The sequence below is a fragment of the Vibrio sp. 2-Bac 85 genome (assembly GCF_037546705.1).
GTDB lineage: Bacteria > Pseudomonadota > Gammaproteobacteria > Enterobacterales > Psychromonadaceae > Psychromonas.
Genome location: NZ_JALAAB010000027.1, coordinates 1 through 17183, shown reverse-complemented (window position 1 = coordinate 17183; position 17183 = coordinate 1). Strand labels below are relative to the sequence as shown.

General features: G+C 38.4%; 13 protein-coding genes. 7 read left to right on the top strand and 6 right to left on the bottom strand.

Annotated elements, in window-relative coordinates:
• Window positions 1-76 precede the first annotated feature (76 nt).
• Complete coding sequence (locus tag MT390_RS18885) at window positions 77-1603, bottom strand: sulfatase-like hydrolase/transferase (protein ID WP_499442730.1); 1527 nt, start codon at window positions 1601-1603, stop codon at window positions 77-79.
• 64 nt (window positions 1604-1667) lie between these two features.
• Window positions 1668-3449 (bottom strand): solute:sodium symporter family transporter, encoded by a 1782-nt coding sequence (locus MT390_RS18880; RefSeq protein ID WP_499442728.1) that lies wholly within the window; start codon window positions 3447-3449, stop codon window positions 1668-1670.
• Window positions 3450-3617: 168 nt separating this feature from the next.
• Between MT390_RS18880 and MT390_RS18875 the strand changes: the two genes are divergently transcribed.
• The gene (locus MT390_RS18875; protein ID WP_499442726.1) at window positions 3618-4526 is read left to right on the top strand and encodes an AraC family transcriptional regulator; all 909 of its coding nucleotides are present in this window, start codon (window positions 3618-3620) and stop codon (window positions 4524-4526) included.
• Window positions 4527-4660: 134 nt separating this feature from the next.
• On the opposite strand, the gene MT390_RS18870 is transcribed toward MT390_RS18875, so the two are convergent.
• On the bottom strand, window positions 4661-5617 hold the full coding sequence (locus MT390_RS18870) for a sensor domain-containing diguanylate cyclase (protein WP_499442724.1): 957 nt from the start codon (window positions 5615-5617) through the stop codon (window positions 4661-4663).
• Window positions 5614-6615 carry a response regulator gene (locus MT390_RS18865; RefSeq protein WP_499442723.1) on the bottom strand — a complete coding sequence of 334 codons (1002 nt, stop codon included), beginning with the start codon at window positions 6613-6615 and terminating at the stop codon, window positions 5614-5616. Before MT390_RS18865 ends, MT390_RS18870 begins: the two co-directional genes overlap by 4 nt.
• Window positions 6616-6884: 269 nt before the next feature.
• Between MT390_RS18865 and MT390_RS18860 the strand changes: the two genes are divergently transcribed.
• Window positions 6885-7856: an IS30 family transposase gene (locus tag MT390_RS18860; RefSeq protein ID WP_499442721.1), complete on the top strand. Its 972-nt coding sequence runs from the start codon at window positions 6885-6887 to the stop codon at window positions 7854-7856.
• Between the two features lie 137 nt (window positions 7857-7993).
• Here the strand turns inward: MT390_RS18860 and MT390_RS18855 are convergent, their stop codons facing one another.
• On the bottom strand, window positions 7994-8947 hold the full coding sequence (locus MT390_RS18855; RefSeq protein ID WP_499442720.1) for a tRNA-dihydrouridine synthase: 954 nt from the start codon (window positions 8945-8947) through the stop codon (window positions 7994-7996).
• Between the two features lie 1210 nt (window positions 8948-10157).
• Here MT390_RS18855 and apt point away from each other — a divergent pair.
• The 4 genes from apt (at window position 10158) to MT390_RS18835 (ending at window position 14314) form a co-directional block, all read left to right on the top strand.
• A complete protein-coding gene (apt, locus tag MT390_RS18850) occupies window positions 10158-10703 on the top strand; it encodes an adenine phosphoribosyltransferase (protein WP_499442718.1) in 546 nt (181 codons plus the stop codon).
• Between the two features lie 3 nt (window positions 10704-10706).
• Window positions 10707-13418, top strand: coding sequence for a DNA polymerase III subunit gamma/tau (gene dnaX / locus MT390_RS18845; protein ID WP_499442717.1), 2712 nt, complete (start codon window positions 10707-10709; stop codon window positions 13416-13418).
• Window positions 13419-13457: 39 nt separating this feature from the next.
• Window positions 13458-13787, top strand: coding sequence for a YbaB/EbfC family nucleoid-associated protein (locus MT390_RS18840; RefSeq protein WP_028869849.1), 330 nt, complete (start codon window positions 13458-13460; stop codon window positions 13785-13787).
• Between the two features lie 347 nt (window positions 13788-14134).
• Window positions 14135-14314, top strand: coding sequence for a hypothetical protein (locus tag MT390_RS18835; protein ID WP_499442714.1), 180 nt, complete (start codon window positions 14135-14137; stop codon window positions 14312-14314).
• Window positions 14315-15221: 907 nt separating this feature from the next.
• Here the strand turns inward: MT390_RS18835 and purU are convergent.
• Window positions 15222-16100, bottom strand: coding sequence for a formyltetrahydrofolate deformylase (gene purU, locus MT390_RS18830; RefSeq protein WP_166371804.1), 879 nt, complete (start codon window positions 16098-16100; stop codon window positions 15222-15224).
• A 435-nt stretch (window positions 16101-16535) separates the two neighbouring features.
• Here purU and MT390_RS18825 point away from each other — a divergent pair, with 435 nt between their 5' ends.
• Entirely contained in the window at window positions 16536-17123 is a 588-nt protein-coding gene (locus tag MT390_RS18825) for a hypothetical protein (RefSeq protein WP_499442713.1), read from the top strand.
• Window positions 17124-17183: the final 60 nt, after the last annotated feature.

Sequence of the window (17183 nt, the reverse complement as noted above, 5' to 3'; positions counted from 1 at the left end):
TAAACACATTATTAAAATATATTTTATATGCCCAAGCTTTATTTGGAAGTCACTTAGGCATAAATTAAATAGTCGTTTAGAACTTTTGTTTTTTATCTTCCACTTTGACACCTTGTGTGGGCATGCCAGTATCGTAATCTCGCACTACTTTAGAAAAACCATCGCGTGGTTTGGGTCTAAAAGCCCCCATCCAATTTGCCTCAATACCTTTTCTCCAAGGTCTAACTGCCCATTGATAGCTTCTGAAAGGGTCTCGAATAGTATCCATATAGGCTAATAAAGTATCATGTATTTGGTCACGAATCACTTCATGTTTTGGCGATGTAATAAGATTATTTAACTCATCTGGATCGTTTTTTCTATCGTATAGTTCATCGCTTGTGAGTAAGTTAAGCACCAATTTATAATCGTTATTAACCCAACAACGCACAGGAATAAAACCACCAAAACTATCGTGTTCAATTTCATAACGATTAAACTCTACCATCACACCGCGTGTGATATCGAGTTGATCATTAATCGATAATAAGTTTTCACCAGGTAAGATTTCAGGTGGAGTGATGCCTGCTAGCATCATTAGCGTTGGCAAAATATCGATGTGACTGACGGGCGTATTAATGACTTTTTCACTCGCATCAAGTGCTCTATCAGAAGAGGGCGGACGAATAATTAAAGGGATGTTAGTGATGTCGTCATACATAGCAGCACCTTTACTTACTAACTTATGTGCTCCCATCATTTCTCCGTGATCAGAGGTATAGACAATCCATGTGTTGTCTAGCTCAGATTGATCAAGATGTTTAATAACTCGCCCAATTTCATCATCAACATAGTCATTGCAAGCAAAATAAAGTGGATGACGATATTGCCCATCTTCCCCTACGGGTGAAGGCATCGCATCACTCCACAGCTTATGATGTATAGGTTTTTTTTCTAAGGTATCAAAGGCTTTTTTACCTAAGTCATAGGCAAAGTCTTCATATTTATCGACATACTCTGGTGGGCAAGTGAAAGGGTGGTGTGGTTCATCGTATGACAGTACCATCAAAAAGGGTTGGTCTTTTTCCTGTTCACGACGATTAATATAATCAACAGCACGATTGCTTATACGGTTCGCCCAAGTAAATTCAGCGGTGATATTATTAGCCCTTAATTCCGCTGCGGAATTAAGACCATTGCGCCACAGATCTATTTCTTTATCACTTAATTCAGCCAAGTAATTAGCACCTTCATACCAAAACTCTTCATCCCATTCTGGCGGGCAAACACCCGTTCCAAAGTAATCGTGGCCATCTAAATGCCATTTGCCGATATAACAGGTTTTATAATTTGCATGTTTAAAATGATGGCCCATGTTTCTAATATTTAACCCCGGTGCAAGATTATTTGTCCAAGGGCCGGATTGATTTGAATATATACCAGTAAATAATCCGCCTCGAGCAGGCGTACAAACCGGTGAGCACGTATAAGCTGAGTTAAACTGAATACCTTCACTTGCAAGCTGGTCTATATTATTTGTATTCAGCGCTTTACCACTGTAACAACCGACCATGTTAGTGGCTTGTGTATCAGTCATGATTAAAATTATATTTGGTTTTTTCATGGGAAATCCTACTTCTATATTAAAAAAAGGGAGCCTGATAATATGGCCCCCTTTATTGTTCTATCTATGATGCTGCATTGATGCTTTTAGTCTTAATGGGATCCGCTGTGGATTTATTGGCTAATACTTTTTTGATGTTGTTATAAACAAAATAGAGCAGCAACATACTACCTGAAATAGTGAGGGCTACTTTCAACCATGAACCTGTTTCAGAAGTTAAACCTAGTGGAGAGAAAACCGTGTAAAGTGTAATGAAAGCAAAAATCAATATCCAACTAGCAAGTTTTGCATGCTTCCATTCATTCACTTCAACTTCATTGGTTGCAACCTGAATATAAGGTTTATCCATTGGTTTCCAGTAACGGATCGCAGTCATAACCGCTAACATTAATACTAAGTTCATGCCTACTAAATTTAACCAGTGAACTTGGAATAAACCAAAGTCACCATTAAGGATAAATTTACTGACAAAGAAGAAGACCATACCAGTTACCAAACCTACATAACCGGCAAGAGCAGGTGCTCTTTTAGAAATGACTCCCATTAATAATACGGCAAAGATAGGCACATTGATGACCGCCATAATGGTTCGCATTAGAGTATATAAACTTTCCGCTGTAGAGATAAATGGCGCAATACCAATACAAATGACAATCGTTGCAATACCGAATAATTTACCGATACGTACCGTTTCAATTTCTGTTGCGGCTGGTTTAATAAGTTGTTTGTAAATATCAAGGCTGATCAGGGTGGATAAACTATTAACGCCACTATTAAATGAGCTTAATACTGCACCAAATAAAACCGCGCCAAAGAATCCAGTTAACCAAGTAGGTAATACTGCTCTTACTAATACCGGGTAAGACATATCAGAGTTAACGACCATTCCACCGACTTCTTTCATTGGAATGGAGATCATACCGCGTTGATACATATGCCAAGCAATGATGCCCGGTAATACCAACATGACAACACCTAGTATTTTTAAAGCTGCCGCAGCGAGTACACCTTTCTGACCTTCAGCTAATGTTTTTGCTGCTAGCGCACGTTGTACGATAGCTTGGTTTGTACACCAATAAAAAAGGTTAATGATGAGCACACCTGAAATAAGTCCGTGCCATGGAATGTTTGCATCTTCGGTTAAACCTAAAGCCTGCATACGCTCTGGCGCTTCTACTAGTAAGATATTAAAACCATTTGAAAAGTCACCTGAACCTAATTGATACAAAGCAATAATAGGCACGAATAAAGCAGCAATTAATAATCCGATGCCATTGATGGTGTCGGAAATTGCCACAGCTTTTAACCCACCAAATACCGCATAAATACCACCTACAACACCAATCGCGATTACCATCACCCAGGTTGTTGCGTAATCAGAGATACCTAATACACCACTAATATCAAATAATTTACCTAAGGTGATAGCACCTGCGTATAAAACAAAAGGTAAAAATCCAATCACGATCGCATAGATAAAAATGGCAGATGCAACGGTACGCATTTTCTTTCCATAACGGATCTCAAGAAATTGCGGGATCGTAGAAATGCCTGATTTTAAAAAGCGTGGTAAAAAGATAAACGCCAACACAATTAAGGTCAGTGCTGAGGTGGCTTCCCAGGCCATTACATTCGCGCCATTACGAAATGCATTAGCGTTAAGGCCTGCTAATTGTTCTGCAGAGATATTGGTTAAAAATAGTGACCCTGCAATCACATACCAAGGTAGGCTCCTTCCCGCGAGAAAATAACCTTTCAAGCTGGATAAGTTTTCACCTTTTGTTTTGTAATAGGAGACGATCGCAACCAACCCCGTAAAAAATATAAACGATAAAATAGTTAGCATAATAATTCTCCATAATTTGGCGCTACTGCGGGCTGAAATTCGTCATGTAAAATAAAATATACGATTTGCATAGTTTGCTCCTTAGCTCACATTAATAACTTGTTTTGTTATCACATTTTTTATTCTGTCTTTAAGATAACGGCTATATTCCACAGGTATTACAAATTAATGAATGGATTAAATAATAAGGTGCATGTAAAAAACGAACTTATTCACGATACGCCGATTATTATTGGTGATAATGTGACATCGAGTGGTATTTCGCTACTGGCATTATGGAATACCTATGCGGATAAGGGGTACATGGTGCGTTGGCCTGAAGATAAAAGGTTGCCTTTGATTGCAAGTTCAACCATTGCCGTATTTACTAAACAAGGCTATGGCGAGCTTGAACTGCATAACGGCGAAATATTAGAACTTAAAGGTGCATCTATTGTTTTTTTAGACCCAATGACCATTAAGCATTATTTTTGCAAAGGATTGATATGGGATCTTTTTTGGATAGAGTTCATTCCAAATGGTGTGATGGAGATCTCCTATGGAGAAATTATTCAACTCGACACATTGAAAAAATTAGAAAATGAATTTAATCAAATAAGCGTTAATTTAGTGAGTAAACGGCAAAAGTTGAAAGAGCTAGCCGTTGCTTCCTTAACTAAAATTATATATGAATGGTTATGTTTAATTGAAACTAAGCCAATTGAAGATCATCAATTTTTATTAGTCCAAAAAGCGATTTCCCATATTCATTTAAAAATCGCAGACCATTGGACAGTCAAAGAAATGGCCGAATTTTCAGGGTGTAGTGAACAGCATTTACGACGCTTATTCCTAAAATTTACCAAGCAATCACCAAAAGAATATTTTTTAAATACTAAGTTAGAAACCGCTTTTTTCTTAATGGACAAGAAAAACTATAACGTTAATCAGGTTTCTATTGAGCTTAACTTTTATGATCAATTTCACTTTAGTAAAAGCTTCAAGAAAAAATTTGGTATATCGCCTTCAGAAGTCATACAGGGAAGTGAAAGGTTGCGGGTTAATAGAACGGACTATCTACCCATCAATAACAATTAGTTGTGCCGGTTTAGTTATACCGATAATGCTTCTGAACAAGATAAACCTGAACAAGATAAAAAATGACGGCATTCAATATTAATTTTAAAATGTTGTCATTTAATCACTGTAGTTAGATTATCTAATCGATAGGATTAGTGGACACTAAATCCTACTTGATTTCGGCCATTATTTTTTGCCAAATACAAGCCTAAATCGGCCATTTTAACCCAAGCCTTGAAGTCTTCAATACTATCCGTTATTTGTGCAATACCTAAACTCACGGTGACTTTGACTTCTTTTCCATCACATTCAAAGCGCAGTGCTTCAATAGCGGTTCGTATGCGTTCAGCGACAACTTTTGCACCCGCTAGGTCAGTATCAACCAATAAAAGTGAAAACTCTTCACCGCCGACACGACCCGCAATATCTGGCTCTCGTTGATTTTGACGTAGGGTTTCTGCGACGCCTTTGATTACTTGATCACCAAAAGGGTGCCCGTAGGTATCATTAACCTTTTTAAAATGATCGATATCTAAGGTCACCATGGATGTTTTATGGTGTGCACGCTGATGGCGTTTAAACTCAACTTGGCTTCTCTCTTGCCAATAACTTTGATTAAGCAGTTGTGTTAATCCATCGGTATGGCTTAAATGTTCAAGCTTGTAGTTTGCTTCTTGTAGGGCTTGTCGGTTTAATGCTACGTCGGTTACATCGTAAATAATCATGCATATTTGTGTAACTGTACCTACTATGTCGGTTAAGGGTAAAAAGGTCACATTTTGATACATAAATTCAGCATTACTGGTGATCGGTCGGTAACTTTTGAATTTAAATAAATAAGGACGTTGTTCCCAGGTAGTAAACGCTTTATTTTTTAATAAACAAACGCTGTTCACTTTTTGTTGTAACCAGTCTTCAGGAATACTGGTAAACACATCGGTGATTTTTTTATCAACCATGTGTGCAGTTAATAAACCAGAATGGTTTTCCATGAAACCATTCCATACTTTGACATTGAAGTCTTTGTCGATGATCACCAGCCCTACATCTATGTTATGCACCATATCAATAAGCCAATGGATATCTTTTAATTCTATATTTGTACTCATTGGTCTAAGAGGTATCCTATTTTATGTTGAATGACTTTAATCGACTCTTCAGTAAATAAAAGTAGAAGGTCACATTTGATGTCGTGATCTTGAATACTGTAGCTGACCTCGATAGTTAATGTTTTTTGCCAATCCTTTTGGCGGCTTTTAATCAAATCTTCGACTTTTCCATGTTGCCCTAATACGCTAGGTTGACCTTGACTAAAGTGAATATCTAACTGCTCAGCTAAGCCATTCAAAAATGCACCGACCAGAATATTAGAAATATCGTTCATTACTTCCAATTCTAAATGATCACTGATCATATTTTCATATTTGAGCAGTTTCGTCATATCATCAAAATTTGAATCATGGAAAATAACAATCGCTTCACCGCTGATACCAGAGCTAATAAATCCCTGTGTTACTGCTGACACCGTATTATCTTTTGCAATATTAGTGAGCGCCATGTGCAATTCGCTACTTTCAAAGGTGTTTACATTGGGAATAGGTAATAAGATAAAAACATCTAATAGTCGGCCTAACAAGTCACCGGCTCGGCCCATTGCAATATTAGAGACTTCTTGTAATACATCTCGAATACTGACTTTTTCTAGGCTTTCAGGGCTTGTAAGTGAATGATGACTACCAGGTTTATAAATGCCATATTGTTCCAGAATGGTCATTAACTTAGCATTGTTGATAGGTTTTTCTATGAAATCAATCGCGCCCAACTCTTTTACTCGGCGATGTGCTTCTGGCTGAATATCGCCGGAGATAACAATCACTATCGCGGGTAGATCATCGCGCTGAATCTCTTCTAATACTTGGTAACCATCCATGATCGGCATATTCAAATCGAGAAAGACAATATCTCCCTTTTTTTGACGAATAGTTTCTAGGCCAATTTTACCGTTCTCAGCAAAATTGACAGTAATATCCCAATCTTTGGGTAATGAACGAGCAATTTGTTTCCTGGCTAATGCAGAATCATCACAGATTAAAATGGGTAAGGGCATATTATTCCTATTATATGTCTTTGGTACAAGGCTAGCGAAGTGCCAAGCAAATGTGACTAAGCTAAAAACGCCTACAATTATTCTTACTGCAACAAGGGTAGGCTAATAATGACAAAATAGAACTGATCTTAAATGCTTTTTTTAAATTTATTGCGAGTTAGATTAAAACATCACTTGGATTCAGATCATAAGTGCATAACTTGAATTGGTAGAAAATACGGTCAGCTGAATATATGCTTATCGCTTTTTCTCCGGCAAGAGATGCAACAATGAAAACATATAAACAACTGACCTACGAACAACGATGCCAGATTTATGCGCTAAAGAAAATAGGCATGAGTCAAAATAAAATAGCTAAACAACTGAATGTGAATCAATCAACGCTTAGTCGGGAGCTTTCTCGCAATACAGGTAAGCGAGGTTATCGAATTAACCAGGCCCAACAAGCTGCAGTTAAACGCCGTAATGAAGCCCGTAAAGCAATAAAAATGACATCTACTCTGATTGCATTAATAAATGTAAAACTAGGTGAAAAATGGAGTCCTGACCAAATCTCAGGATGGCTTAAGAAAGAGCATGGTACCAGTATTAGCGATGAAACTATTTACCAACATATTTGGTCCGATAAGCGGAGTGGTGGTCAATTATTCCAATATCTGCGTCGAAAAGGCAAGGCTTACCAAGCGCGCAATAAAGATAAACAAGCTGGTCGAGGTTTTATCAAGAACCGCGTCAGTATTGATGAGCGACCTAATATCGTTGATACACGTAGCCGAGTTGGTGATTGGGAAATAGATTTAGTCATTGGTAAAGGGCACAGCGGCGCATTAGTGACTATTGTTGAGCGTAAAACGCGTTTTACAGTATCGACACGTATTGATGATAAGTCAGCAAAGACTGTCACTGCGGCAACACTTGCATTATTAAAACCATTTAAAAATGCAGTATTAACCATCACCGCTGATAACGGTAAAGAGTTCGCTTATCACGAAGAGTTAACCAAAAAATTAAAGTGTGCAGTCTATTTTGCAGACCCATACTGTTCATGGCAACGCGGTTTGAATGAAAATACAAATGGTTTGTTAAGACAATATTGGCCCAAATCTACCGACTTTAAAAAAGTATCGAATTCATTAGTAAAAGAGGTAATATTGAAACTCAATGACAGACCAAGAAAGAAATTAGACTACAATACGCCAGCCAAATTAATGGCTGAACATATGGTAGCTATAGCTGCTTAGTCGTTATGCACTTCAGAGTTGAATCCGCCTCATTAATTTACGTGAAGATAGGTATCGATATAGTTATTAATAGGGCTAATTTACTGGATGTAGTGATTTATTTTAATCAATCAATGGGTGCACTGTTAAACGCCTACTTAGATTGCTAATTCAATCTGTTGAGCTTGTTGTAAGGCGAGTAGCATTTCATTCGGCTGACGGAGCGCACGCACTGATTGTAAAAAAGGATCCGCTTGTGGATGCTGTAACTTCATAAACATCAACCACTGTTTAATACGGCTTGGCATGAATTTTTCTTTATCTTCAATTTCGCGTAGCCATTGAAAATATTGCTCCATTACCTGTAGATTTTGTAACCAAGAATAGGGGGCTTCAGTACCTTTTAATGCGTTCGCAAGATTTGGGACTGCCAGAGAGCCACGGCCAATCATTAAATGGTCGCAACCACTGATTTCAATACAACGCTGAGCATCCTCAAAACTAAAGATATCGCCATTGGCCACCACTGGAATATCGATTGATTGTTTAATTTTTTTTATCCAATGCCAATGTGCAGGTGGTTTATAACCTTCCTCTTTGGTACGGGCATGAACCGCTAATTCGCTGGCTCCTGCTTCTGCAATCGCTTGCGCATTTTCAATCGCCAAGCTTTTATCCGCATAACCTAAACGAATTTTAGCACTAACAATATGTTCACTAGGTACCGCATCACGCACTGCTTTAACGATTTGATGTAACGCTTCAGGGTCTTTTAATAACACTGCACCACCGCGACTTTTATTAACTGTTTTTGCCGGACAACCAAAGTTTAAATCAATTCCCTCTGAGCCTAACTTAATCGCTCGAAAAGCATTTTCAGCTAAACATGCAGGGTCTTGTCCAAGCAATTGTACGCGCACAGGTGTACCAGATTCGGTACGACTCGCATTGTGTAATTCAGGGCATAAACGATAAAATACACGAGAGGGTAAGGGTAGTTCGACAACACGTACAAACTCAGTCACGCAACGGTCAATACCTCCAATCTGGGTTAAAAATTGGCGCATGTGAAAGTCCATCACACCTTCCATTGGGGCAAGCGTTATATGCATTATTTATCTCAGTTTATTAGGGAGGCAGGATTATACCCGCTCTGTTTATTTAAGCAAAAGCAATTAACGACGAAGGTATGAAGGGTGAAGAGGGTTAGGGTAAAAAGCGTTATAAAGAATGTTCATGTTTTAAAGTCAAAATCTAAAAGCAATGAACCACGAAGGCACGAAGGGTGAAGAAGGTTAGGTCAAAATCATTATGTAAAAGCATTTGAAACTTATATTTATTCACTTGGGTTTGCTTAGCTTTTCTTCGTGCTTTCTGTGAAGCGCAGCGGCTTCGTGGTTGCTTTGTTTTTTAAGATTACAAACAAAAAGCAATGAACCACGAAGGCACGAAGGGTGAAGAAGTTTAGGTCAAAATCATTATGTAAAAGCATTTGAAACTTATATTTATTCACTTGGTTATTGTTTTACTTTTATTATTTAGCTTTTTCTTCGTGCTCTCTGTGCAGCGCAGCGGCTTGGTGGTTGCTTTATGTTTTTAAGATCAAAATATAAAAGCAATTAACCACGAAGGCACGAAGGGTGAAGAAGGTTAGGTCAAAACCGTTATAAATGATGTTCATGTTTTAAAGTGAAAATCAAAAAGCAATTAACGATGAAGGCTCGAAGGGTGGAGAAGGTTAGGTCAAAATCATTATGTAAAAGCATTTGAAGTTTATATTTATTCACTTGCTTCTTTTTTATGATTTAGCTTTTCTTCGTGCTCTCTGTGTAGCGCAGCGGCTTCGTGGTTACTTTATGTTTTTAAGATAAAAAGCGAAAAGTTATTAACCACGAAGGCACGAAGGGTGAAGAAGGTTAGGTCAAAATCATTATTAAAAAACATTTTGACTTATATTTATTCACTTGGTTTTTGTTTTACTTTTATTATTTAGCTTTTCTTCGTGCTCTCTGTGAAGCGCAGTGGCTTCGTGGTGGCTTTATGTTTTTAAAACTAACAGCAATGAACCATGAGGAAGATCGGGTTAAAGCTGTTATAAATAATCCCCATATTTCACGCTTTCTTCTATGTTCACAGTATGGTTCGGTGGTTAGATATTTAAATTCCCCGCATTACTTTTGCATTCAATTCATATTACCAAGCCAATCAGATTATTTTTCAGGCGATAAATGGAAATAGTTACGCACTTTTGACCAACACAACTTGCACAACCGCAAGCAACTATTTACCCTTATGGCATTAGATAATGACAGGACATAAAAGATGAGCACGGAATCACTAGCACTAATCAAAAACAGTATCAAAAGCATCGACGATTATCCGTTGCCAGGTATTACTTTCAGAGACATTACCAGCTTGATTGAAAATGGTGCTGCTTTTGCTGCTACGATTGAATTATTCAAAGTACGTTACAATCACCAAAAAATCGACAAAATAGTTGGAACGGAAGCGCGTGGCTTTATTTTTGGTGCGCCATTAGCCGCAGCTTTAGGGGCAGGGTTTGTACCGGTTCGTAAACCTAACAAGCTACCTCGTGAAACTATCGAAGAACACTATGAGTTAGAATATGGTAACGATACTTTGCAGATTCATAAAGATGCTATTAAAGAAGGCGAAAAAGTATTATTGATAGATGATCTATTAGCCACTGGCGGAACTGCTGAAGCATCGGTTAAATTAATTCAACGTTTAGGTGGTGAAGTGATTGAAGCTGCTTTTGTTATTTCCTTACCAGATTTACATGGCGAAGATAAATTATCTGCAATGTCGATTCCTGTTTTCTCTTTGATTGAATACGCGGGTGAATAATTAGTGAGCTATCAAGTTTTAGCACGAAAGTGGCGACCACAGACTTTTAAAGAAGTTATTGGCCAACCCCATGTATTAACCGCATTGGAAAATGGGTTAGTACAAGATCGCGTCCACCATGCCTATTTATTCAGTGGCACGCGTGGTGTTGGTAAAACAACTATCGCTCGTATTTTAGCAAAAAGCTTAAACTGTGAAGTAGGGGTTACTGCAACTCCCTGTGGAAAGTGTGCGAATTGCCAAGCGATTGATCAAGGGCGATTTGTTGATTTATTAGAAATCGATGCTGCTTCTCGTACTAAAGTGGATGATACCCGTGAATTATTAGATAACGTGCAATATAAACCGGCGCAAGGGCGTTATAAGGTTTATTTAATCGATGAAGTGCACATGTTATCTAAGCACAGTTTTAATGCATTATTAAAGACCTTAGAAGAGCCGCCTGAGTATGTGAAATTTTTACTCGCAACGACGGATCCGCAAAAATTACCGATCACGGTATTATCACGATGCCTACAGTTTCATTTAAAAGCGATTTTACCTGAGCAGATAGAACATCAATTAGCCGAAATATTAAAGCATGAAAAAGCAACCTTTGAGCAAGCCGCATTAGGTGTTATTGCAAAAGCTGCTGATGGCAGTATGCGTGATGCATTGAGTTTAACGGATCAAGCTTTGGCATTTGGTGCCGGACATATTGAATATGCCGCCGTACTTAAAATGTTAGGTACGATAGACCAATCTCATTTACATTATTTACTGCATTTCATTGCTTCGGGTAATAGCCAAAAAGTATTTGAAAAAATTCAAGAGTTTGTACATTTAGGGGCTGATTTCTCTGCCTTACATCAAGAGTTGGCGAGTTTGTGCCATCAAATTGCATTAATTCAATTACAGCTTAATGCTAATGTCAGCAAAAAAAGTGCAGTACAACTGCTAGCTGAACGTTTAACCCCTGAAGAAGTACAACTTTTCTATCAAATCGCAGTGCAAGGTTTTAAAGATTATGCCTATGCGCCAAATGGAAAAATCGCATTAGAGATGACCGTGATGCGTTTGTTGGCGTTTAAACCCGCCAATTATGTTGATATTGATGAATCAATGTTAGAACAGGTAAATCAAAATCAGCCTGAATTACCTGCTGCCTCAAATACAAATACAAATACAATAGCAAGCGTAAAAGCTGAACCAGAACAGCATTTATCGTCTCAGCCAGCAACTACAATGGTTGCCGCAGCTATTGTTGAAACTGCGCAAGAGCCAACAGTCGCTCCTACTTCAGAGCCTAGCCCTGTTGAACTTAATATTAGTGATCCTCAAATCGGTAAATCTAGTACTGTTGAAATTAATAATAATGAACCTAATGTTGCCGACAACAGCAAAACTACAGTTACGCCAGTGCAAGAAACACCTGTTCAAGCAATACCAGCTCAGGCTACTTCTGCAGTAAGCTCAGAAATCGTTACTGAACATTCTGCTGAGCAACCTATAGAACAAGCTTCGCCTGCAGAATATCAACAATACTCGAATGCAGCCGCTGAGCAGTACCATGCAAACCCTGAACAACCTCAGCAAGCACCAAATTATCAGCCTATAACAGAAGACAATAACCCTGATAATAATGCAGTGCAACATGCAGCGGCACCAGTTACTTCGACAGTGGCTGACACAAGTCAATCACGCAATATGTTACGTAGTCATCGTTTGAAAAGAGAGGCATTAAAAAAGACTGAAGCGGCAACTGAACAACAGTCATCGAACATTCATGTTCGGTCTGTCGCACCAGTAACACCAACTGTCCCTCAACAAAGTGTAGATGTGCCGAAAGCTAGAGTGCCTGACAGTGCTGCGAAAATAGAAGCAGCAGCGAAATCACAGCCACAAGCCAAAGTGAGTAATGAGCAAGAATTACCACCGCTGAGTAGTTATCAAGAACAACCTCCGCAAGGTGATTATAACGAATATGATGCTGGTGGTTATTTTGACCAACAAACACCGAATATGCCTGAAGAGTATGCACCACAAAGCAATTATTCAGGTAACCCTGCATCAGCAGAAAATCATACTGCTCATGCTGTAGAAGTTCAGAATATAGCACCTCCTGTGAATGCTAATTCTTCACAACCTGTTCAGACTAACCTTGCTCAACCTAAGCCTGTCAAGCAAACACCTATTAAACCAGAGCAGCCTCAGCAGAGCGTGCCTCAAGTCATTACCAATAATGATATTTCAGCACTCAATACGGGACAGAATAATGCCACCGATGTTGAACTGATTGGTAATAATAACTTACAAACACTTGAGATTGATATCGCGAATTATGTCGAAGACAAGATGACCGATGAATGGTTCTTAGCGATAAAAGCAATGCAGTTGGTAGGGTTTGAAAAGCTATTAGCTAAGAGTACGGTGATGCAAAAAAACGAACAACATATTCAGCTATCATTGCATGAATCACAGCAGCACTTACTAAATAACCAAAGTTTATGTGAAGATTTAAAAGCAAAACTGCGTAATTATTACGGCCAACAATTTAGTATTACCATTGAAGCAGGCAATGTAGCGGGCAGCAATACACCGATGGAATTAGAGCAAATCGTATATCAGCAATATTTAGATAATGCCAAACTATCGATTAAAAATGATCCAATTGTACAAACCTTTGTGCGAGATTATGCCGCAAAGGTCTATGAAAATAGTGTAGTGCCGTTATAATCGGGACACATTAACCTTAACTTATAAAAGAGAGAAATTATGTTTAGTAAAGGCGGAATGGGCGACTTAATGAAAAAAGCCCAAGAAATGCAAGAAAATATGAAAAAAGCACAAGCTGAAATTGCCAATACTGAAGTTGTTGGTGAGTCAGGTGCTGGCTTAGTAAAAATTACATTATTAGGTAACCATAATGTACGTAAGGTTGAGATCGACCCAAGCTTACTAGAAGACGATAAAGATATGCTTGAAGATTTAGTTGCAGCAGCAATGAACGATGCCGTACGTCGTGTTGAAGAAGTGAACAAAAGTAAAATGAGTGGTTTAACAGGTGGTATGGATTTACCGCCAGGCTTTAAAATGCCTTTCTAGGCTAGATTAAAACCAATAATTTGGCTCTCATTCCCTTACTGTGAATATCGAGAGCCATTTATAGCATTCACTCCTCACTACCACTTTAAAGTTTAAACCCTTTATTATCAATCACCTAGTAATATTCATTTCCCTCACTCTAAAATAGCTAACCTTTTATTATCACTTTACATACAATTAGATATTGCTACCTGATATCGCCACAATAAATCCATTACCCACTGTGGACGAACAATCTCAGCGTAAAGTTTTCCCAAGCTAAACTGGCATTTTAGTAATCGCAAACAGGACGTTTGCGATAATGTCAGAATGGCCATGGACGGCCATCCTGACATGGTGCGTTTAAAATGTCGGTTTCGATTGGATCTGAAAACGATCCGGTGTCAGTTTCTTTGCCGCCTTTCTTTTCTGATAAAAGAAAGGCGTGTCGCCGACAGGGCGAAACCACTGCTATTCAATACCAAGTAGCTACGTCGAGCGCAGACGAGCCACAAAACTTAAATCAAACTCAAGCTAAATACCAATAGCCACGCCGAGCGCAGACGAGTTAAATTTCCATAATAAACTCAAAGCAAAAAAACAATACCGATACAATTTACTTGTAGAAGCCTATCAATTAATGGAGCCATTTCAATTTACAAATTAGGCCGAGCATCGTGGCTACAACATCGCCACCGTTGAGTTTTCTCAAGTCATCTATTGCTTTTAGTAAAGCCAAACAGGACGTTTGGCTTAAGCTCATTCAGCACATGGATGTGCTGTATGAGCTGGTGCGTTAAAAAAGGAATTGATTACTTGGATCAGAAAACGATCCGGTGTCAGTTTCTTTGCCGCCTTTCTTTTCTGATAAAAGAAAGACGTGTCGCCGACAGGGCGAAACCACTGTTAATAAATATCAAGCAGCCAGCCGAGCGCAGACGAGCTACAAAACCTAAATCAAACTCAAGCTAAATATCAATAGCCACGCCGAGCGCAGACGAGTTAAATTTCCATAATAAACCCAAAGAAAAAAACAATACCGATACAATTTACTTGTAGAAGCCTATCAGTTAATGGAGCCATTTCAATTTACAAATTAGGCCGAGCATCGTGGCTACAACATCGCCACCGTTGAGTTTTCCCAAGTCATCTATTGCTTTTAGCAAAGCCAAACAGGACGTTTGGCTTAAGCTCATTCAGCACACGGATGTGCTGTATGAGCTGGTGCGTTAAAAAAGGAATTGATTACTTGGATCAGAAAATGATCCGGTGTCAGTTTCTTTGCCGCCTTTCTTTTCTGATAAAAGAAAGACGTGTCGCCGACAGGGCGAAACCAGAGCTAATAATGATAAAACTGATCCCACGAGCGCAGACGAGCCAAAAAACCAAAGCAAATAACGATGAAACAGCCGCGTCGAGCGAACCCGCGCCTAAGTTTAAATAAACCTTAAATCGCTACTTAGAAAAAACCACCGTTTTACTACCATTCAAGAAAATACGATGCTCAATATGCCAACGTACCGCGCGTGACAAAGTTAAACACTCGATATCGCGGCCTTTGGCGGCCAAATCTTGTGGGTAATAACTATGGTCAACGGTTTCTACACATTGACTAATAATCGGGCCTTCATCAAGGTCATCACTGACGTAATGGGCGGTTGCTCCCACCAACTTAATACCACGGTCATAGGCTTGGTAATAAGGCTTTGCGCCTTTAAATCCGGGTAATAATGAATGATGAATATTAATCGCTTTGCCGGACAGTTTTTTAGACATTTCGCTGGAAAGCACCTGCATATAACGGGCTAATACCACTAAATCAGCGTCACTATCTTCAATGATTTTAAGTACCTTTGCTTCTTGTTGTGGTTTTGTCTCTTTAGAGATCGGTAAGTGGTAATAAGGAATACCATGCCATTTAGCTAGTTCTTCTAAGTCAGGATGGTTTGATATAATCGCCGGAATTTCAATATTAAGGTCACCAGTACGGTAACGATATAAAAGGTCATTTAAACAGTGGTCATGCTTAGAAACCATGATCACTACCTTTGATTTATAAGGTCTAGAAGCTAATTGCCATTGCATATCAAATTCATTGGCTCGTTGTTGAAACTGCTCACAAAAGTCTTCGCGGTCAAACACTTTATCTGTCTCTGCTCTAAACTCTACGCGTATAAAAAAGCGATTTTCAGTTGTATCAACAAATGAATGAATCTCATTAATATAAAAACCTTGTTTAAATAAAAAGCGAGTAACCACATCAACAGTGCCTGGTTTGCTAATGCAGTCTGCAGTGATGATGTGAGTTTGTGGTATTGATTTGATATCAGACATTGTTGATCCTTGATTAAAATATAAAACGCCACCTAGCCTGATTAAACCAGCTACGCTTCTGTTCGTTTCTCGGGTAGGCGCTGCTTAAAAACGGAGTTAACATTCTGTTAAATAAAGTAATATTTAAATAATTAAGGTGTTAAATAAAGTACAGTTTAAAAGAGAGCATTGATTACTGAATGTTGCTGCTAGTTTGTTGAATTAATAGCTAAATATTAACAAAACGTTAACCTATACAACTCATTGCAACTTGTCGTGAATGAATAATAAAATCTGTGCGCTAGTCTTCTAAAAGTGTGTCAGTAATATGATCAGTAAGCGCTTTTTGAAGAAGAAATTTAATCAACGTGCGATCTATAGTTAGCGTATTTTAAAATTGTTCAGATAGGTTTATAGTGGCTTGGTAACTTTTAATCGATGTTGGGAGTAAAGCAAATGAAACATATAGTTATCTGTTTAATATGCTTGTTCAGTAGCATGCTAAATGCGGCAATCAATGAAATCAATATCATTCCCAATGCAACAACTTCAATTAGCAAAACGATTAATCTAGCCGAACCTTTTAAAGATCGTATTACCATTCCTCTAGAAATGCAGGATCAAATTTCTAACGCGAACCTAATTCTTGTAGCCAATAAAAACGATAAAATAAGAGCGAGTTTACAGCTCGAAACAAGCATGTCGATTCAAGATGAAGGCCCACATTTAGACTTATTGGATTGGAAGCATTGCACTAGCGATTGGCTAACGCTCGACAATTCCGCTACACACCAATTTAAATTGCCTGACTTTGAGAACATCCCGTTAGATTGCTTTCCTGAAGTGACCCTTACTGAAATTAAGCAAGCTGTTTTACAACACGATGGACAGGAGTGGATGCCACTATTTGATAGAGATTCATTTAATAAAGAGATGAATCTCTTAATCGGAATCAGTGCCGCTAGGATTAAAATAGAACAAATGATTGAAGGTAAATGGGTGGTGGTGACAATAGTAAACCTTAACATTCCCATTGGATGTTAGGCATATTTGTGAATATGAACACCTATTTACTTTATTCGATATTAAATAACTTTATTCGAT